We start from the raw sequence: 17671 nt of genomic DNA on the forward strand, positions 1-17671 counted from the left end.
CGGGAGCGTCTCCTTCCGCTATCGGCGGAACACGAAGCGGGAATAGCCGAAGAAGCTGAAGGCCATTGCCGCGAGCGAGGCAAGCACCAGCGCGGCAACCGGTTTCAACAGCGGCGAGGCGATCAGCAGGGCCGAATAGAGAACGTAGTTCAGGACCGCGGTCGTAATGCCGACCGACCCGTAGCGGAACCCTTCCACCGCCAGCGAATGGCGCGAGGCGCCGAAGGTGAAGCTGCGATTGAGAAGCCAGGTGGCGGCGAGCGCGATCACGATCGCGAACGCCCGCGCGGCAAAGGGACCGAGCGGTGTCGTATGCAACAGGAGCATCAACACTGCCGCATCGATCACGAAGCCGGTGGTGCCGACGATGCCGAAGCGCAGGAGCCTCTTCATGCGGCATCCGCCCTGGCCGGAACCGATATCGCGTCGGCGGAGAGCCGCTTTTCGGCTCTCGTGCCGCGGTGGACACGTGCCGAAGCAAGACCGGGAAGCGTCATGTAATGAATCCGCAACTGCTCGGCGCGCGAGCGGGCAACGGAATCGAGGATGGTGCCGGCGGTGAGGAAGAGAAGCGACATCATCATCAGTGCGAGTGAGAACACCCAGGTCGGCATGCGCTCGACCAGTCCCGTCTGGAAATAGGCGTAAAGGACCGGCGTCATGAAGACGACGCTTGCGGTCATCAGCGCCGCAGAGAAGGTGCCGAAGAAGGCGAAGGGGCGTGTCTCCTTCATCAGCATCGCGAACATCCAGAGGATCTTCGCGCCGTCGCGGAAGGTCGAGAGCTTCGAATGGGAGCCTTCCGGCCGCCTGCCGTAGTCGAGTTCGAGCTCGCAGACGGGAAGCTTCAGGCGCGAGGCATGCACCGACATTTCGGTCTCGATCTCGAAGCCGCCGGAAACGGCAGGGAAGCTCTTGACGTAGCGACGGGAGAAGGCGCGGTAGCCGGAGAGGATATCGGTGAAATCCTGCCCGAAGAGGAAGCGGTAGAGGCGGTTGAAGAGGCGGTTTCCGAAGGCGTGGCCGTTGCGGCCGGCATCCTGGTGCACGCCGCGGCGTATGCCGACTACCATGTCGGCGCGCTCGGTAATAAGAGTGCGGACGAGTTCTTCGGCATCATCCGGGGCATAGGTGCCGTCGCCGTCTGCCATGATGTAGACGTCGGCTTCGATGTCGGAGAACATGCGGCGCACGACGTGGCCCTTGCCCTGGCGGCGCTCCCGGAAGACGGTCGCTCCGGCAAGCATCGCGTGAAGCGCCGTCCCATCCGTGGAGTTGTTGTCGTAGACGTAGATGCGCGCGTCGGGCAGGGCCTGCCGGAAGCTGCGGACGACGTGCCCGATTGTCGCTGCCTCGTTGTAGCAGGGCAGCAGGACAGCAATGTCGAGATCATCCGACCCGAATACGTGCATACTCGTTACTCGCAAAACACAACGGGCGCTCCGGTTTGTCCGAGGCCTGGTTTTACTATTTCTTGAGAAGGTTAAGGCTAGGTTTCGCGCACATGTGACACCTGAAATTTCCGCCGTCCGGTTCCGCCGGTGCGACGGCGAAGGAGCAGCCCGGCATGGCGGCTATCGACATCATGAACGACGAGCGCAGACCGCTTTGGACGCGTTACGGCTTCTCCCTTCTCTTCTACGCGGTGGTGACAGTTTCCGCGATCGCCTTTCTCAATCTGCCAGGTGCGCAAGACTACGTCGGAACCGATAACGACGATGTGATGCGCCTCGTCGTGGTTCGCGATTTCCTCGCGGGACAAGGCTGGTTCGACAATATGCAGCATCGCCTCGGCCTGGAGGCGGGCACGTCGATGCATTGGTCGCGACTGATCGACCTGCCGATCGCCGTACTCATTACGTTTTTCCGACAGTTTTTGCCGGAGACTGCCGCCGAGGCCGCGGCATTGCTGGTCTGGCCGCTGTCGCTCACGGTCCCGTTGCTGGCGACGATAGGGCTTGCTGGCCGAAGGATAGGCGGTCCGCAGGTGATGCAGATCGCCTTTGCGATGACGGCCATTCTGGTCGTTACGTCGAACCGGTTTCTGCCGGGAGCGATCGACCACCACAATGTCCAGTTCGTCCTCATAGCCACAATGGCAGCCATGCTGGTCGATGCCGACTACAAGCCGTGGAGCTTCGCAGTCGCGGGCGCGGCGGCCGCCCTGGCAATCGCCATAGGCGCGGAGACAACGCCCATCGTCGCCGTCGTCTGTCTGGTTGTCGCCGTCCTGTGGGCCTGGCATGGATCTGATTTTGGTGCCGCGGCACGCGCATTCGCCCTGGCTATCGCCATCGGCGTGACGATCTTCTTCTTCACAACGGTTCCCCCAAGCCGCTACGGCGAGGTTACCTGCGACAGCCTCTCCGTCGGCTACTACGGGATTACAGCGGCCGGCGGCGCATTGCTGTTCCTTTCGGCACTGCTGGCGAACGGAGCTCGCCGCGAGTTCCGTTTCGCTCTGCTCGCGGGCAGCGGAGTGATCGTGGCTGCGACGGCGCTCGTTCTGGCGCCGCAGTGTCTCCGCAATCCCCTTGCTGATCTCGATCCTCTGCTGGTCAAGCTCTGGCTCTCCAATGTGATCGAAGCGCAGTCCGTGCTCAGCGAACTGAGAAGCGAGCCAGGCACTTTCGGTGGCTTTTACGCGGTCGGTTTTTTCGCTCTGATCGTCTGCCTTTCGCGTATCGTGATGCGTGACCGTGTCGAACTGCATGCCATCCTTTTCGCCTTGGTGGCGGCCGCCTGGGGGATTGCCCTGATCCAGGTGCGTGGCGCCGTCTTCGCCAATCTTCTGGCGCTCCTGCCGCTGGCGCTCCTGATTTCCGAACTCCGCCGTCAGGCCCATGCAGACCCGGAGAACATGAGCATCGGCTTCTTCTTTCTCGGAGGTGCCCTCATGGCGGTGCCGAGCGTGTGGGCCTTTCTCGGGGTGCTCTCCGCCGAGGGTACGGATGGCGTCGCCAACCGGCTTCGGAGCGGAGAATCGAAGCAAACCGAGATGGCAGCGTCCGCGGATTGCGAAAGCCGTGCCGCCATAGCGCCGATGACGGAAGTGCCGCCGACCACCGTGGCGGCGCCCTCCGACAGCGGCTCCGATATCCTGCGATTCACCGCCCACCGCGTGCTTTCGGCGCCTTACCACCGCAATCAGGGAGGCATGCTCACGGAATTGCACATCGGGCTAGCGACTCCTGCCGAAGCGGTCGCCTTCCTCCGTGGCGCGAAGGTCGGCCTGATCGCCTATTGTCCCGAGAATGCACAGACGAAGCGCTTGGCAGCGATGAAGCCGGACGGACTCTATGCGGCGCTCGGTCGTGGCGAGATTCCGCCTTACCTGATAGCCTTGCCGCAGGCGGAGGACTCAGGATTCCATCTCTACAGGGTCGACCTGCCGGCTGAATGACGCGGCCGCGGTTGATAACCGGCCTTCGAGGACCGATGCATCGCTTCGATGGCTGATCTTTGTCGTCAATTGGGCTAGTAAGCCTGCATGGCCAATTTTTTCAGTGATGATTCGCCCACCAATCTCACGGAATTCACCGTTTCGGAGCTTTCGGGCTCGATCAAGCGGACGATCGAGAGCGCCTTCGATCACGTCCGGGTACGTGGCGAAATCTCCGGCTATCGTGGCCCCCATTCATCGGGCCACGCCTATTTTTCCCTGAAGGACGACAAGTCCCGCATCGACGCGGTGATCTGGAAGGGCACGTTCTCGAAGCTGAAATATCGCCCGGAAGAGGGCATGGAAGTCATTGCAACCGGTCGTGTCACCACCTTCCCCGGCTCGTCGAAATACCAGATCGTCATCGAGGCACTGGAACCGGCCGGTGCCGGCGCCCTGATGGCACTGATCGAGGAACGCAAGCGGCGCCTTGCGGCGGAAGGCCTGTTCGATGCCGCCCGCAAGCAGTTGCTTCCCTATATGCCGAAGGTGATCGGCGTCGTGACTTCGCCGACCGGTGCGGTCATCCGCGATATCCTGCACCGCATTTCCGACCGCTTCCCGGTCCATGTGCTGGTATGGCCGGTGAAGGTGCAGGGGGAAGGATGCGGTGAGGAGGTCGCAAACGCGATCCATGGTTTCAATGCCATCGAGCCCGGCGGGCCATTGCCGCGTCCCGACGTTCTCATCGTGGCGCGGGGTGGCGGCAGCCTTGAGGATCTCTGGGGATTCAACGACGAGATCGTCGTGCGGGCTGCCGCCGAAAGCGCAATCCCGCTGATTTCCGCCGTTGGACACGAGACGGACTGGACGCTCATCGACTATGCCGCAGATGTGCGGGCGCCGACGCCGACAGGTGCCGCCGAAATGGCGGTTCCGGTCAAGGCCGACCTGGAGGCGCAGGTTGCAAACCTCGGCGCGCGGCTTGCGGGTGCGAACAGTCGCCAGATGGAATCCAGGCGCCAGAACCTTAGAGCGCTCGCTCGCGCTCTTCCGTCGCTGGACCAATTGCTGGCGTTGCCGCGCCGTCGCTTCGACGAGGCCGCGGGTAGCCTCGGTCGCAGTCTCGAACTCAGTACGATGAACAAGCGCCGCAGCTTCGAACGCGCGGCCTCACGCCTCAATGCTGACATTCTGGCGCGGCGGATCGCCGAGCGACGCCAGCGCCTCAATGAAAGCGCCTCGCTTGCCGAGAGGATTGTAGAGCGCATGGTCGATCGGCTGAGATCCCGCCTCGGTCGCTGCGATGCCGCACTCACGGCCATCCCGTCGCGTCTGCAGTCGCAGACAGGACGTGCCCGCGACCGGCTGACGGGGCTGGTCGCCCGTGCCGATGCCGCGATAACCGCGGAGACCCGGCAGCGCCGGCATGCGGTCACGGCTCATGATCGTATGCTGCAGTCGCTATCCTACAAAAACGTCCTGATGCGCGGCTACGCCGTCATACGCGATGCCGGCGATCGTCCGGTTTCGCGTGCCGCCGGGCTGGCGACGGGAGCCGCGATTGCGATCGAATTCTCCGACGGCCGCGTGTCGGCCGTCACCGGAGGCGGAGGAGAGGCGGCTGGGGTCGCATCGACGAGCGAGGCGAAGGCACCACCTTCTGCGCCGAGGTCCTCGAAAAAGGGTGAACCGCCGGCCGGGCAGGGTAGCCTTTTCTGACGGTGCGGTTCATTCGCTCCGCCACCAGCAGGATGGAGCGATCAGAAGTGCGGTGACCGTGCCGAATACGTCACGCGCACCGCTTCTGCACCAATCACAACCGCGTGAATATATCTTGCCATAAAGATAAATTGGCGTAAGCATGCCACTTCTCGAACAGGAGGGCAGAGCCGATGGTGAAATCCGCCGACATCACGACAGTTGCCGTTACCGCAATCGCTCCGGCGATCTGGGGAAGCACCTACATCGTGACGACGACCATGCTTCCCACTGGCTATCCCCTGACGGTGGCCATGCTGCGGGCGCTGCCGGCGGGGCTCATCCTGCTCGTGCTCGTCCGTCAATTTCCAAGCGGGCTCTGGTGGTGGCGGATGCTGGTGCTCGGCGCTCTCAACTTCACGATCTTCTGGGCGATGCTCTTCGTCTCCGCATACCGGCTTCCCGGTGGTGTTGCCGCGACCGTGGGCGCGGTCCAGCCGTTGATCGTGATAGGGCTCTCTCGCCTCGTGCTGACGACACCGGTGCGCCCAGCCGCCGTCGTCGCGGGTCTTGCCGGGCTTGTTGGCGTCGGTCTTCTGGTGTTGACACCGAAGGCGGCGCTTGACCCGATCGGTATCGTCGCGGGACTAGGTGGTGCCGTTTCCATGGCGACGGGCACGGTTCTGACGCGTCACTGGCGCCCGCCGGTATCGAGCCTGACGGCGACGGCCTGGCAATTGACGGCGGGCGGGCTGCTTCTGGTGCCCCTTACCTTTGCGATGGAGCCGCCATTGCCAGCACTCTCGTTCACGAACATCGCCGGCATCGCTTATCTCGGATTGATCGGTGCCGCGCTCACGTACATTCTTTGGTTTCGGGGTCTCGTGCGACTGGAGCCGTCTGCGGTCGCCTCTCTGGGCTTTCTGTCGCCGATGGTCGCCACCCTGCTCGGTTGGGTGATTCTCGACCAGGGCCTGTCGCCAACACAATTCCTTGGCTTCCTCGTCGTGCTGGCGAGCGTCTGGCTCGCCCAACGGGCGACGGCGTCGCCGCAGGTGGCGAAGTCCGCACACGCGTCTTGAGGCGGCGGCAGGGCGAGTGATGCCGGTCTGCACCAGCACCGGACTTTTTGTCGGTTGCTGGGAAGGCTCGCATCGCCGCCATTTAAACGCCCTTCGGACTTCCTATCTCTATCCGTATCATCAGCAGACACAAATGCGGTGACAGTGTTGATGCGGGCCGTCGTTTGAGGAGTATGGGAATCATGAAACGGATAGCGGGAATAGTTCTCACGGGTCTTTTGCTGGCCGCCGGTACGCCTGCGCTTGCGGGTGATGCCGAACTCGCATCGATCCTGTTCGGAAAGGTCTACAACGACGGTGTCACGGCGGTGCAGGTCGGAGCAGGCTATCGCTGGAGAAACGGGGATGTTCCGCTCTTCGTCCGGCATCCCTCTGCGACAATCATGCGCGCCGCTCAGGCGGAAGCGGCAAGCGATCCGGCCCTCGGCGAGGCGTTGTCGCGCCGCGGCATCGCCCTGCACAACGTCATCTGGGTCCAGACCGCGATGAACGGCGGCCGGATCATCTATCACTACTGAAATCCGGGCTATCGAGGCGGCGAAGTATGGCTTCCACCGCCTGTCGAAAGCGTCCGCAGCCTCAGGCCCACTCGCCCTTGCGCATGACCGGCGCCCGGCTTCCGTCAGCCTTTACGCCGTCAATATCGACTTTGTCGGAGCCGATCATCCAGTCGATGTGGATCAGCGAGGAATTGCCGCCCTGTGCCGTGATCTGGTCCTGTGTCAGCGAGGCTCCATTGAGGAAGCACTTCGAATAGCACTGGCCGAGCGCAATGTGGCAGGAGGCGTTCTCGTCGAACAGCGTGTTGTAGAACAGGATCCCGGACGCCGAGATCGGCGAGGAATGCGGCACCAGTGCCACTTCGCCGAGTCGGCGGGCGCCTTCGTCGGTGTCTAACACCTTCAGCAGGACCTCTTCGCCCTTTGAGGCCTTCGCTTCAACGATGCGGCCGCCCTCGAAACGGACCCGGATATCGTCGATCAGGGTTCCCTGATGCGAGAGTGGCTTCGTGCTTGACACATGGCCTTCTACCTTCAGCGCGTGCGGCGTGGTGAAGACTTCCTCGGTCGGAATGTTCGGGTTGCAGGTGATGCCGTTCTTGGCGACCGACGCGCCACCGTGCCACTCGTGGCCATCTGCAAGCCCGACCGTCAGGTCGGTGCCGGGACCGGTGAAGTGCAGAGCAGCGAAACGCTCGCCGTTCAGCCAGGCGGAACGCTTGTGGAGCTCGGCATTGTGTTCGGCCCATGCGGCCACCGGATCGTCGCGGTCGACACGCGAAGCGGCGAAGATCGCATCGGCGAGCTTGCGGACGGCCTGATCGACCGGCAGCCCGGGGAATACCAACGTCGCCCAGGATGGGTTTGGATAGGAGCAGATGTTCCAGTTGATATCGAAATTGGAGATGTGTTTCAGCGCCGGCTTGTAGGCGATCGAGTTCGCCTTGTTGGCGCGCGCCACCCTGGCCGGGTCCTGGCCGGAAAGCAGCATCGGGTTGTCACCGGCGATCGCCAGCCGTGCGGCACCCCTCGCATAGGCCTTCGCCATGCCGTCGTAGAGCCAGCCGGCGGCCCGATCGAAGCTCGAATCCGGCGCGTGCCGATAGCGGGCAAGAGTCGTCTCCTCGTCGGAGTAGAAGGTGGAGACGAGGCTCGCTCCCGCCATATAGGCATGCTTGGTGATGAGACGAACGAGCGGCATGGCGGCGATGGGCGCCGTCATGACCAGTTCCTGGTCCTTCTGCAGATGCAAGCCCACCTTGACGGCTACTTCGGCCAGCTTTTCGAGCTTTGCCGGATCGACTGCGGTGTTGAAATCGGGCGCGATTGTCATGGAAAACCTGCCATTCTGTTGCGATGGGGCACAAAGACTTAGAGGTCTTTGCGGCGAAATTGAAGTCCACGCTCTGGCCGGGACGGTTTCTCGCCCGGTTCGCGGCGTTTGGGCTTTCGTCAGGCGGTTACGGAGGCGGCGATCGCCTTAAGTGCGTTCCGGGCGTCCTTCGGATCGAGGCAGACCTGCACGCCGCGTTGGCCACCGTTGATGTAGACATGCGGCTCTGCAAGCGCGCTCTCCTCGATTGCCGTCGGCACCGCCTTCCTCTGTCCGAAGGGGCTGATACCGCCGACGTGATAGCCGGTAAGCCGCTCGGCATCCGCCGGCTTCATCATCGCCGCAGACTTGCCGCCGAAGGCGGTGGCGAGCTTCTTCATGCTGACCTCGCGGTCAGAGGGAACGACGACGCAGACCGGTTTGCCGTCGACTTCGGCCATCAGCGTCTTCAGGACCCGACGGGGATCCTCGCCGATCGCCTCAGCCGCCTGGAGACCGATGCGCTCGGCATCCGGATCGTAGTCGTAGAGGTGAACGGAAAAGACAATGCCTGCCTTCGTGAGGGCCTGCGTGGCGCGTGTCGTCTTGGACATCGAGAACCTCAGCCGGCGAAGAACTGGTCGTAGAGGTCCGGCTTGAAGCCGACGAGCACGCGTCCATCCTTCTCCAGGACCGGCCGCTTGATCATCGACGGCTGGTCTAGCATCAGCGCAATTGCCCGTTCGCGATCGAGGTCGTCTTTGGTCGTGTCCGGCAGTTTGCGGAATGTGGTTCCGGCACGGTTCAGCACGGTTTCCCATCCGACGGCGTCGCACCATCGCTCGACCCTGCCGCGGTCGATCCCGAATGACTTGTAGTCGTGAAAGGCGTAATCGACACCGTGCTCCGCCAGCCAGGTGCGGGCCTTCTTCATGGTGTCGCAGTTCTTGATGCCGTAGATCGTAACCTGCATGTGTGGTCCTGTTGCGCCTCCGGGGCGGTTGCCGCCCCGATTCTGTTATTCAAGGCATAGCAAAACGTCACGGCCTTTCAAACGACCGGAGCGACGGTAATCGGCTTTGACAGCGGTACCGGTTTGCGTCCCAATGCTCCGCAGTGCAGCTGAAGGAGGATTGCCCACCATGGCGAAGATCATGCTGAAGCGGGTCTATGAGCCCGCAGCCGAGACCGACGGAACGCGGATACTCGTCGACCGGCTCTGGCCCCGCGGGATCGCCAAGGAAAAGGCCGGCATCGATCTCTGGCTGAAAGACATTGCCCCGAGCGATGCGTTACGCAAGCGGTTCCACGGCAAACCGGAAGACTGGGAAGAATTTCGCGCCGCCTACTTCGCCGAGCTTGCGACGCCAGCAGCACAAGCCGCTGCGGAGGCGCTCCGCCGCCATCTGGACGACGGGCCGGTCACGCTGCTCTACGCAGCTCGCGACGAGCAGCACAACAATGCCGTCGCGCTGAGAGGCTGGCTCGCAGACAACGCCTGACCATTGGCGCACGTCGAGGCAAGCATGTTTGGCGTGAAATGTCCCATCTTTGTCACGAAAGACGATTTCTCTTTATGTTCTTGAGGCTAGGATCTCAATGTGTTCAACACATGGAGATGCATGAAATGTCCGCATATGATATCGCCCTGATCGTGATCGACGTCCAGGAATCCTTCCGACACCGCCCGTATTTCCGCGAGGAAGGGCTTGCCGCCTATATTGCCCGCCAGCAGGCGCTGATCGATGGCGCCAGGGCTGCGGGCGTTCCCGTCGTGCAGATCTTCCATGTCGAGGATGACGGCCCGTTCTCGGAGGCATCCGGTAACGTCACGACGCTGAAGCCGCTGCGGATCGAACCGGATGCAACCTTCCGGAAGCGTCGCCACAGCGCTCTCGTCGGCAGCGGCCTCGACGTCTGGCTCGTCCGCAACGGCATTCGCAAGGTGATCATTTCCGGCATCCGCACCGAGCAATGCTGCGAAACGACGGCGCGTCACGCCTCCGATCTCGGCTACGCGGTCGACTACGTCGGCGAGGCGACGCTCACTTTCCCGATGACCGATGCCGGCGGGCGCGAGTGGAGCGCTGAAGAAATCCGCGCCCGTACCGAGCTCGTGCTCGCAGGCCGATTTGCCCGCGTGGTGACGGTCGAGGAAGCGCTTTCCGGCCTTACGGAGAAGATTGCCGCATGACGAACGATATGCAGCGACGCCGGGAGATTCCGGTCTACATGGTCGTGCCGCCCCGCGCGTTGCTGCTCGACATAGCCGGTCCGATGGAAGTGCTACGCAAGGCGAACCTTGTCCAGGAGGAGGTTTTCTTCTCCGTCCGCTACATCGGCCCGGCCCCGACTGTCGGGAGCTCGATCGGCCTGCAGCTTGCAGCGGTCGAGCCTCTGCCTGAGGAACTGCCAGAGGGTTCGCTGGTGGTTGTCTCGGGTGCTGCCGACAAGCCGCTCGGTCAGGTCTTCGATAGCCGTGCGGAGGACGTGCGGCTCGAAGCGGCAATCGTCGCCTGGCTGAAACGTGCCATTCTCCCGGGTCGGAGGCTTGTCTCGATTTGTTCAGGTGCGCTGCTTGCCGCCCGCGCCGGTCTCCTGGATGGCTACGAATGCACGACCCATCATGAGACGACCGCCGAGCTGATCCGGCTCGCGCCGACGGCGCGTGTGCGGGAGAACCGTCTCTATGTCGAGGATGGCGAACGACTGACGAGCGCCGGGATCACCGCCGGCATCGACCTGATGCTGCACATCGTCGCGAAGGAGGCGGGACACGCAACCGCTCTTGCCGTCGCCCGTTATCTTGTCGTCTACCTGCGGCGCGGTGGTGCCGATCCCCAGCTCTCGCCCTGGCTCGAGGGGCGCAATCACATTCATCCGGCAATCCATCGCGCGCAGGACGCCGTCGCTGCCGATCCCGCGCGAGACTGGTCAGTTGATGAACTCGCCCGCGTGGCGGTAACGAGCCCTCGCAATCTGTCGCGGCTCTTCAATGAACATACGGGGATGAGCGTTAGCGATTACGTGAATCGGATGCGCATAGCTCTGGCACATGAACTCGTGGTTACCACGCGTCTCGACATGGAAAGCGTGGCGGAGCGGGCCGGCTTCGCCTCGACACGACAGTTCCGTCGCGCCTGGAACCGGCTGCATTCGGCCTCCCCGAGCCGCGCCAGGAAATTGCCGCCCGAACACGCGCGTGCCTGACGAGCGGCCCCGGTGTCGCTATCCGGCTGCGATCGCCGCGATGAAGAGCGCCGATGCAGCGGCGGAGGTAAGTGTCCGGACGTGGTTCCAGCGTGTCCAGACGTCAAGATAATTCCGCCAGACGGCGCTGACATCGCCCGAGCCCGCCCTTGAGAGTCTGTTGTTGAGCGGCACGTTGAAGACCATCGTCACGCCGAACATCCCGACGACGTAGAGCACACCGCCGAAAAGCGTCGAAAGGCTGCCGGGTTCGCCCCAGCGGAGCAGGGCGATCAGGGCGAGAATGGCACTCGACACTGTCGTGCCGAGGAAGAATGGCATGAATGTCGACCGGAGAATTTCGACGTTGATCGCGTTCATGGCCGCAGCGCCGGCTTCCGCGCCGGTCCTGTCGAGCGCCCGCATGATGAAGGTCGAGAAGGCAAAGTAGAGCCCGGCCAGAAGGCCGCAGCCGATCGCAGAGAACCAGAGAAGGACGGAGATAACGACATTGACCATGGCAGCCTGTCTCCCGCGTATCAAGATCAAATCCCTTGCGGGACTGATGCTCTTTCACAGTGCCGAGGATGCTGGCACAGACAGGATCGAAAGGAAAGCTGGACCGTCGGGTCTACACCTGTTCATCAGAGACGTGTGCTTCTGGCTTTGACCGGCGCTGAGTGGCGGGCTCGTGCCATTCAGAGCAGATCAGACACGCCAGACGAGCGACCCGCCTGTCATGCCAGCACCGGCCGCGCTCAGGAGAAGGATATCGCCGCAACACAGAGCACGTTCCTTGTGGCTGATCGAGAGCGAAAGCGGGATCGTGGCGGCCGATGAATTGCCGAAGTCGGCGATCGTCTCGACCGCCCGCTCCTTCCCGATTGACAGCTTCTCGCAGAGCGCATCCGTCATGCGGGCGTTCGCCTGATGGGGAACAAAGCGGGTGACGGCGCTCGACTGCAGGTCCGCATCTGCCAGCGCCCTCATGGCCGTCTCCGACATCATCCTGACGGCCGACGCAAAGACCGCCTTGCCGTCGCGAATGCTCATCCGGCACTGGTCGTCCGGAAGACCCGGCCGGAAGGGAAGCGAACTGCCCCCCGCCGGAATGCCGATCAGGTCATACTGGCTGCCGTCGCTGGCGAGATCGAGCGAAAGCAATCCGCAGTCGCTGTCCTCCGAGGGTGCCAGTACGACGGCGCCGGCCGCGTCGGCAAAGAGCACGGCGGACGCGCGTTCGTCAGGGTTTACTCGGCGGCTCAGGATGTTTGCTGCGACCACCAGCACCGGTCTGCCATGGCGCACCACGTGGCTGTCGGCCAGCGCCAATGCCTGCAGAAACCCGGTACATGCGCCGGCAAGATCCACCGCGCCGCAGCGGGTAAGCCCGAGGCGGTGCGCGAGCAACGGAGCAGACGGCGGCAGGAGATGATCGGGTGTCGAGGTCGCAAGCAGCGTCAGCCCGATATCCTGCCGGTCCACATCGGCGTTCGAGAGCGCATCCTGGGCAGCTCGTGCCGCAAGTGTGGTTAGGCTGTCCTGCGGCTCCGCCCAACGGCGGCGCCTGATCCCGGTGCGTCGTTCGATCCAGCCGGACTCCAGGCCGAGCCGCTGCTCGATCTCGCAGTTTTCGACAACACGCTCGGGGGCGCTGTGGCCGAACCCGGCCATCCGGCTCGACCGCGTCATCGGTCGATACTCCGGATCAGGTCGGCGCATTCGTCGATAGCAGAGTATGCACGGTCGAGCTCTTCGGCGGACGAGCAATAGGGTGGCATCAGATAGATGACGTTGCCCAGTGGGCGGATGAGCAGTCCTCGTTCGCGAAACAGCCGACGCAGTCTCGGTCCGACGTCGGAGAGATACCCGGTCGTCGGTGTTGCGAGATCGAGAGCCGTGATCGTTCCGATCTGCCGAACCTCCGAGAAACGCGGGTCGTTGCGGAAACGTGCGAGCTTCTCGCTCTGCATCTCGGCCAATGCGGCTATCCGTGCCTGCACGGGTTCTTGCCGCCAGATGTCGAGATTGGCCAATGCCGCGGCGCAGGCGATCGGATTGGCGGTATAGGAGCTGGAGTGAAAGAATGTCCGGCTGCGATCCGTCGAGCGGTGCGCTTCGAAAATCTCCGGTTTGCTGAGTGTCGCGGCGAGAGGCAATGCACCGCCCGTCAAGCCCTTGGACATGCAGAGAATATCCGGAGTGATGTCGGCCTGCTCGCAGGCGAACAGGGTACCTGTGCGGCCCCAGCCGGTCATCACCTCGTCTGCGATCAGGAGAGCGCCGTAGCGGCGGGCGATTGCGGCGAACTCCGAAAGTACCGAAGGATGATAGAGTTTCATCCCCCCGGCACCGAGGATCAGGGGCTCGACGAGCACCGCTGCCACGTCGCCACCGCGACAGAGCTGCTCCAGTGCGTCGAGTGTCTGTTGCTCCTGACCGGGTGCGGGAAAGGGGAGCCGACCGACATCGAACAGCAGGGGCTGGTAGGGGGCGTTGAACACACCGCGCTCACCGACTGACATCGCACCGACAGTATCGCCATGGTAGCTATGCTCCATCACGACGATCCTGGTCTTCCGCTCGTCGCGGTGATGGAAATAACCGAGCGCCATCTTGATGGCGACCTCCACCGCGGTGGAGCCGCTGTCGGAGTAGAAGACATGGGTGAGGCCGGGTGGCGCAAGTTGGATCAGGCCGGCCGCGAGCGCTTCGGCGGGTTCATGGCTGTACTCGGCGAAGATGATCTGGTCGAAGTTGTTCGTCGCCTCACAGATCGCCGCCGTGATTGCAGGGTGACGATGGCCATGAGTAATCACCCACCAAGAGGAAATCCCGTCGAAGATCCGCTGCCCATCCTCATCAATCAGGCTCGAACCTTCGGTCCGAACGATGCGTTTGAAGGGTTGCTCCAGACCGTGCTGCGTAAAAGGATGCCAAACCGGCGACGACGATTGGGCGACATTCATGGCCTGCTCTCCGGCTGGAAGACCGAAAGGTCGAAGTGCTCGCCAAAGGCGCGTGCGAGCGTCAACGGATTTAGATCGGCAAGGAACGGCAAGCGCCCGAGGCGACGAACCCCTCCGAGGTGAACGATCGAGGCTTCGACACGTTCTTCCGGGTCGCCGATAAACACGATACCGAGAACCGGGACTTGCCGCGACCGCAGTGCTTCGATCGACAGTAGCGTGTGATTGATCGTCCCGAGACGTGTTCTGGCACAGAGGATGACGGGGTGCCCCCAGCGCGCGAAGACGTCGATGAAAAGCCGGTCCGTGGTCAGCGGAACCATCAGGCCACCGGCGCCCTCGATCACCAGCGGTCCGTCGACCGTCGGAGGATCGATCGCGTCCGGGTCGATGCTGACGTTATCGATTTCAGCTGCGATATGCGGCGAAGCCGGCGTGCGAAGCCGCCGGAACTCCGGAAGGACGCGGCCGTCGGCAAGTCCGCTCAGGCGGGCGACGGTTTCGCTGTCGGTTTCATCATCGAGGCCGGACTGGATGGGTTTCCAGTAGAAGCCGTCGAGCGCGGCCGCCAGCGCGGCGGCGAAAACCGTCTTGCCTACACCGGTATCGGTCCCGGTGACGACGTAGCGCACGCTCACGACGATATCTCCATGAGCGCGACGGCGAGATGGTCGAACAGCGAGCGAACGTCTTGCTCTTCGACATTGCAGGTTATCGAGATGCGCAACCGCGCCGTTCCGGCCGGAACTGTCGGCGGTCGAATGGCCCGCACATCGAAACCATCTCGCCTCAACCGTTCTGCGAGTCTGATGGCCCGTCCGTTTGAGCCGACGACGACCGGCTGGATCTGTGACCCGCTCGATGTGCCGAGGAGATCGGTGCTCAATCCGTCGGCGAGGTGAACGAGGTGATGGAGGCGCCACCGTCGCTCCGGTTCGTCGCGGAGTATCCTCAGGACCTCGCGGAGAGACGCTGCCTGAAGCGGCGAGGGTGCGGTCGAGTAGATGAAAGGCTTGGCGTGGTTGACGAGATAGTCGAGCAAAACGGCGCTTCCCGCGACGAATGCGCCCGACATGCCGAGGGCTTTGCCGCAGGTATGGAGGACGAGGACATTCTCCCGTCCTTCGAGATCTGCGGCGAAGCCACGGCCATCCGGTCCCCATACACCGCTCGCATGGGCCTCATCGACGAAGAGAAATCCGTCGTGGCGATCTGCGACCGACATCAGGTCCTGAAGTGGCGCATGGTCGCCATCCATCGAATAGAGGCTCTCGACCGCGATCCAGGGCGTTCCGAGGCCGCCATTCTGGCGCCAGTGCCGTATCGCCTCCTCGCAGGCTTCGACATCGTTGTGCCGAACCGCCACGGCTTCCGCCCGTCCGGCCTTGATCCCTGCATGCGCGCTCGCATGAATGAGGGCATCGTGCAGCACGAGATCGCCGCGCAGCGGCAACGTCGACAGGACAGCGAGATTGGCGGCATAGCCGTTCCCGAAATAGAGCGCTCGTTCGCCGCCGAAAAAGGCCGCCGCCTCGGTCTCCAGTGCCTCGTGTTCCTCGTGATTGCCGCGCAGCAGCCGTGATCCGCCGGCGCCGAGGGGTACGCCACGTTCCAGCGCTGACATTGCTCCGGCCGCCAGCCTTGGGCACGAGGCGAGGCCCAGATAGTCGTTGGAGGAGAAGTCGACGCCGGTTCTGGCCGATAGCTGCCGGCCGCGGTCCTTCTGCGCCAGTTGCTGCAATCTGGCATCGTATCGGGCCAGCTGAGCAAGCATCAGCTGTTGTCCTCCGCGGTGAGACCCAGCCGGCGGAAGAGGCTTCGGTCCTTGTCCTCCCCCGGATTGGTCGCCGTCAGCAGGGTATCCCCGACGAAGATCGAATTCGCACCGGCGAAGAAGCAGAGGGCCTGCAGCTCATCCGACATGGCGCTGCGTCCGGCCGAGAGGCGCACGTAGGAGCGCGGCATCAGTAGCCGAGCAAGGGCGATGATGCGGACGAAGGCGATCGGGTCGACCGGCGTCGCATCCGCCATTTTGGTGCCGGGGACGGGGATAAGCATGTTGATCGGCACGCTCTCCGGCGGAGACGGCAGGTTCGCGAGCGTGACCAGCATGTCGATGCGGTCGTCCTCGCTTTCACCCAGTCCCATGATGCCGCCGCTACAAACCTTGATGCCGGCCTCCCGCACGTGGGCAAGCGTTTCCAGTCGCTCTCCAAATCGACGGGTCGTTATGACTTCGGGGTAGAAGCGTTCGGAAGTGTCGACATTGTGGTTGTAGTAGTCCAGTCCCGCTTCGGCGAAGGTCTGGGCTTGCGCAGGGGACAGCATCCCGAGCGTCATGCAGGTTTCGAGGCCGAGTGCCTTGACGCCCTTCACCATGTCGACGATCGCCGCTTCGTCGCGCGCCTTCGGGCTGCGCCAGGCAGCACCCATGCAGTAGCGAGTCGCTCCCGCATCCTTCGCCTTCTGCGCCTCGACGAGCACTTGCTCGCAAGAGAGCAGCTTTGAGGCCTTCAGACCGGCCTCGTGATGCGACGACTGGCTGCAATAGCCGCAATCCTCAGGACAGCCGCCAGTCTTGATGTTGATGAGCTTGCTGAACTGCACTTGGTTGGGGTGGAAATTCTCACGATGAACGCTATGGGCCTGGAAAAGCAGATCGTTGAAGGGTTGCAGGTAAAGGGTTCTGGCATCCTCGACCGCCCAGACCGGACTTGCGTCGTCGATGGTTGTTGTCTGGTGCCGGTTCAGGTCGTGCATGGCCGCATCTCCGCGTTTTTCCCAACGTCGAGGCTTGGCAAATAATAGATTATCTATTAAATCTCCTCGTGATGTTAGGCTGACTGCAAATGTGCAGATGGTCAACGGGAATCATTATAGATTATCTATGAGAAGGTCATGGCAGAGACGGTCGCAGAGCGCATGGCAAGAGTGTTGGGCGAGCGGATCGTCGCCGGGGAGCTACTCCCGGGCGCGCCTCTTCGTCAGGATAGGATCGCCGAGGAGTTCGAGGCGAGCCACGTGCCGGCGAGGGAGGCGTTTCAGCTTCTGAGGTCGCGTGGGCTGGTCGTCACCGAGCCGCGCCGCGGGGTGCGGGTCGCGCCTCTGGACCCGGCGACGATCCAGGAAACCGTCGAGATCAGGGCGGCATTGGAAAGTCTCGCACTCACCTTCGCCGCTCCCCGCATGAATGCGGCCTCTTTCGAGCGGATCGAGAAGGCGCTCATCGCGGCCGATCAGGCGCAGACCATAGTCGAGTGGGAGCAAGCCAATCGCGTATTCCACCGCGAGCTCGTCATTCCGTGCCGGATGCCGAAACTCCTATCCATGCTCGACGATCTTCAGCTTGCCAATTCACGGATCATCTTTTCGTCGACACGTTCCGCCGGCTGGCAGCCGGGCTCGAGCCTCGCGCATCGCCAGATCGTGAATGCTCTGAAGAAGAGGGAGTTCGACCGTGCCGCGACCATGCTGCGCAGTCATATCCGTGGGCTCGAGCGCGCGACGTGAGGTATTGTACGACACCCTGAGGATCG

The 17671-nt window shown here is 63.0% G+C and carries 19 protein-coding genes; 8 read left to right on the forward strand and 11 right to left on the reverse strand.

All coding sequences use genetic code 11. The features are described from left to right. Window positions 1-18 precede the first annotated feature (18 nt). Window positions 19-393: a GtrA family protein gene (locus tag EUU22_RS17230; protein WP_129333229.1), complete on the reverse strand. Its 375-nt coding sequence runs from the start codon at window positions 391-393 to the stop codon at window positions 19-21. Next, window positions 390-1412 (reverse strand): glycosyltransferase, encoded by a 1023-nt coding sequence (locus EUU22_RS17235; RefSeq protein ID WP_129333230.1) that lies wholly within the window; start codon window positions 1410-1412, stop codon window positions 390-392. Before EUU22_RS17235 ends, EUU22_RS17230 begins: the two co-directional genes overlap by 4 nt. A gap of 155 nt (window positions 1413-1567) precedes the next feature. On the opposite strand from EUU22_RS17235, the gene EUU22_RS17240 reads away from it, so the two are divergent. The 4 genes from EUU22_RS17240 (at window position 1568) to EUU22_RS17255 (ending at window position 6683) form a co-directional block, all read left to right on the forward strand. Beyond that, window positions 1568-3403 carry a hypothetical protein gene (locus EUU22_RS17240; RefSeq protein ID WP_245485109.1) on the forward strand — a complete coding sequence of 612 codons (1836 nt, stop codon included), beginning with the start codon at window positions 1568-1570 and terminating at the stop codon, window positions 3401-3403. An 87-nt stretch (window positions 3404-3490) separates the two neighbouring features. After that, window positions 3491-5104, forward strand: a complete 1614-nt coding sequence (gene xseA, locus EUU22_RS17245) for an exodeoxyribonuclease VII large subunit (protein ID WP_129333231.1) — start codon at window positions 3491-3493, stop codon at window positions 5102-5104. A gap of 173 nt (window positions 5105-5277) precedes the next feature. Further along, on the forward strand, window positions 5278-6165 hold the full coding sequence (locus tag EUU22_RS17250; RefSeq protein WP_129333232.1) for an EamA family transporter: 888 nt from the start codon (window positions 5278-5280) through the stop codon (window positions 6163-6165). A gap of 182 nt (window positions 6166-6347) precedes the next feature. Then, window positions 6348-6683, forward strand: coding sequence for a hypothetical protein (locus tag EUU22_RS17255; RefSeq protein WP_129333233.1), 336 nt, complete (start codon window positions 6348-6350; stop codon window positions 6681-6683). Window positions 6684-6744: 61 nt separating this feature from the next. Here EUU22_RS17255 and EUU22_RS17260 read toward each other — a convergent pair whose 3' ends face one another. From EUU22_RS17260 to EUU22_RS17270, 3 genes are all read right to left on the reverse strand, one after another. Beyond that, window positions 6745-7998 carry an aminopeptidase gene (locus EUU22_RS17260; protein ID WP_129333234.1) on the reverse strand — a complete coding sequence of 418 codons (1254 nt, stop codon included), beginning with the start codon at window positions 7996-7998 and terminating at the stop codon, window positions 6745-6747. 119 nt (window positions 7999-8117) lie between these two features. Then, the gene (ybaK, locus tag EUU22_RS17265; RefSeq protein ID WP_129333235.1) at window positions 8118-8591 is read right to left on the reverse strand and encodes a Cys-tRNA(Pro) deacylase; all 474 of its coding nucleotides are present in this window, start codon (window positions 8589-8591) and stop codon (window positions 8118-8120) included. 8 nt (window positions 8592-8599) lie between these two features. Further along, entirely contained in the window at window positions 8600-8950 is a 351-nt protein-coding gene (locus EUU22_RS17270) for an ArsC family reductase (RefSeq protein WP_129333236.1), read from the reverse strand. A 169-nt stretch (window positions 8951-9119) separates the two neighbouring features. On the opposite strand from EUU22_RS17270, the gene EUU22_RS17275 reads away from it, so the two are divergent. The 3 genes from EUU22_RS17275 to EUU22_RS17285 all read left to right on the forward strand — a co-directional run bounded on the left by EUU22_RS17275 (window position 9120) and on the right by EUU22_RS17285 (window position 11187). Continuing rightward, entirely contained in the window at window positions 9120-9479 is a 360-nt protein-coding gene (locus EUU22_RS17275; protein ID WP_129333237.1) for a DUF488 domain-containing protein, read from the forward strand. Window positions 9480-9604: 125 nt separating this feature from the next. Beyond that, the gene (locus EUU22_RS17280; RefSeq protein WP_129333238.1) at window positions 9605-10171 is read left to right on the forward strand and encodes an isochorismatase family protein; all 567 of its coding nucleotides are present in this window, start codon (window positions 9605-9607) and stop codon (window positions 10169-10171) included. Further along, window positions 10168-11187, forward strand: a complete 1020-nt coding sequence (locus tag EUU22_RS17285) for a GlxA family transcriptional regulator (protein ID WP_245485113.1) — start codon at window positions 10168-10170, stop codon at window positions 11185-11187. The genes EUU22_RS17280 and EUU22_RS17285 overlap by 4 nt, the downstream gene beginning before the upstream one ends. A gap of 18 nt (window positions 11188-11205) precedes the next feature. Here the strand turns inward: EUU22_RS17285 and EUU22_RS17290 are convergent, their stop codons facing one another. The 6 genes from EUU22_RS17290 to bioB all read right to left on the reverse strand — a co-directional run bounded on the left by EUU22_RS17290 (window position 11206) and on the right by bioB (window position 16895). Beyond that, window positions 11206-11685 carry an anthrone oxygenase family protein gene (locus EUU22_RS17290; protein ID WP_129333239.1) on the reverse strand — a complete coding sequence of 160 codons (480 nt, stop codon included), beginning with the start codon at window positions 11683-11685 and terminating at the stop codon, window positions 11206-11208. 189 nt (window positions 11686-11874) lie between these two features. Next, window positions 11875-12858, reverse strand: a complete 984-nt coding sequence (locus tag EUU22_RS17295) for a beta-ketoacyl-ACP synthase III (protein ID WP_129333240.1) — start codon at window positions 12856-12858, stop codon at window positions 11875-11877. Next, window positions 12855-14135, reverse strand: coding sequence for an adenosylmethionine--8-amino-7-oxononanoate transaminase (locus EUU22_RS17300; protein ID WP_129333241.1), 1281 nt, complete (start codon window positions 14133-14135; stop codon window positions 12855-12857). The genes EUU22_RS17295 and EUU22_RS17300 overlap by 4 nt, the downstream gene beginning before the upstream one ends. Then, window positions 14132-14773, reverse strand: a complete 642-nt coding sequence (bioD, locus tag EUU22_RS17305) for a dethiobiotin synthase (protein ID WP_129333242.1) — start codon at window positions 14771-14773, stop codon at window positions 14132-14134. The genes EUU22_RS17300 and bioD overlap by 4 nt, the downstream gene beginning before the upstream one ends. Beyond that, on the reverse strand, window positions 14770-15909 hold the full coding sequence (locus EUU22_RS17310; RefSeq protein WP_439329161.1) for an 8-amino-7-oxononanoate synthase: 1140 nt from the start codon (window positions 15907-15909) through the stop codon (window positions 14770-14772). Before EUU22_RS17310 ends, bioD begins: the two co-directional genes overlap by 4 nt. Next, a complete protein-coding gene (gene bioB / locus EUU22_RS17315) occupies window positions 15909-16895 on the reverse strand; it encodes a biotin synthase BioB (protein ID WP_129333244.1) in 987 nt (328 codons plus the stop codon). Before bioB ends, EUU22_RS17310 begins: the two co-directional genes overlap by 1 nt. Window positions 16896-17033: 138 nt before the next feature. On the opposite strand from bioB, the gene EUU22_RS17320 reads away from it, so the two are divergent. Next, on the forward strand, window positions 17034-17645 hold the full coding sequence (locus EUU22_RS17320) for a GntR family transcriptional regulator (RefSeq protein ID WP_129333245.1): 612 nt from the start codon (window positions 17034-17036) through the stop codon (window positions 17643-17645). Window positions 17646-17671: the final 26 nt, after the last annotated feature.

Source organism: Ciceribacter ferrooxidans (genome assembly GCF_004137355.1).
Lineage (GTDB): Bacteria > Pseudomonadota > Alphaproteobacteria > Rhizobiales > Rhizobiaceae > Allorhizobium > Allorhizobium ferrooxidans.

Bases quoted from the DNA above. Each gene is read 5' to 3' on its own strand.
- EUU22_RS17300 (WP_129333241.1), bottom strand. From the start codon at position 14,135: ATGAATGTCGCCCAATCGTCGTCGCCGGTTTGGCATCCTTTTACGCAG.
- EUU22_RS17270 (WP_129333236.1), bottom strand. From the start codon at position 8,950: ATGCAGGTTACGATCTACGGCATCAAGAACTGCGACACCATGAAGAAG.
- EUU22_RS17235 (WP_129333230.1), bottom strand. From the start codon at position 1,412: ATGCACGTATTCGGGTCGGATGATCTCGACATTGCTGTCCTGCTGCCC.
- EUU22_RS17295 (WP_129333240.1), bottom strand. From the start codon at position 12,858: ATGACGCGGTCGAGCCGGATGGCCGGGTTCGGCCACAGCGCCCCCGAG.
- EUU22_RS17255 (WP_129333233.1), top strand. From the start codon at position 6,348: ATGAAACGGATAGCGGGAATAGTTCTCACGGGTCTTTTGCTGGCCGCC.
- EUU22_RS17285 (WP_245485113.1), top strand. From the start codon at position 10,168: ATGACGAACGATATGCAGCGACGCCGGGAGATTCCGGTCTACATGGTC.
- EUU22_RS17320 (WP_129333245.1), top strand. From the start codon at position 17,034: ATGGCAGAGACGGTCGCAGAGCGCATGGCAAGAGTGTTGGGCGAGCGG.
- EUU22_RS17275 (WP_129333237.1), top strand. From the start codon at position 9,120: ATGGCGAAGATCATGCTGAAGCGGGTCTATGAGCCCGCAGCCGAGACC.
- EUU22_RS17260 (WP_129333234.1), bottom strand. From the start codon at position 7,998: ATGACAATCGCGCCCGATTTCAACACCGCAGTCGATCCGGCAAAGCTC.
- EUU22_RS17240 (WP_245485109.1), top strand. From the start codon at position 1,568: ATGGCGGCTATCGACATCATGAACGACGAGCGCAGACCGCTTTGGACG.
- bioB (WP_129333244.1), bottom strand. From the start codon at position 16,895: ATGCACGACCTGAACCGGCACCAGACAACAACCATCGACGACGCAAGT.
- EUU22_RS17280 (WP_129333238.1), top strand. From the start codon at position 9,605: ATGTCCGCATATGATATCGCCCTGATCGTGATCGACGTCCAGGAATCC.
- xseA (WP_129333231.1), top strand. From the start codon at position 3,491: ATGGCCAATTTTTTCAGTGATGATTCGCCCACCAATCTCACGGAATTC.
- EUU22_RS17250 (WP_129333232.1), top strand. From the start codon at position 5,278: ATGGTGAAATCCGCCGACATCACGACAGTTGCCGTTACCGCAATCGCT.
- EUU22_RS17230 (WP_129333229.1), bottom strand. From the start codon at position 393: ATGAAGAGGCTCCTGCGCTTCGGCATCGTCGGCACCACCGGCTTCGTG.
- EUU22_RS17290 (WP_129333239.1), bottom strand. From the start codon at position 11,685: ATGGTCAATGTCGTTATCTCCGTCCTTCTCTGGTTCTCTGCGATCGGC.
- ybaK (WP_129333235.1), bottom strand. From the start codon at position 8,591: ATGTCCAAGACGACACGCGCCACGCAGGCCCTCACGAAGGCAGGCATT.
- EUU22_RS17310 (WP_439329161.1), bottom strand. From the start codon at position 15,909: ATGCTTGCTCAGCTGGCCCGATACGATGCCAGATTGCAGCAACTGGCG.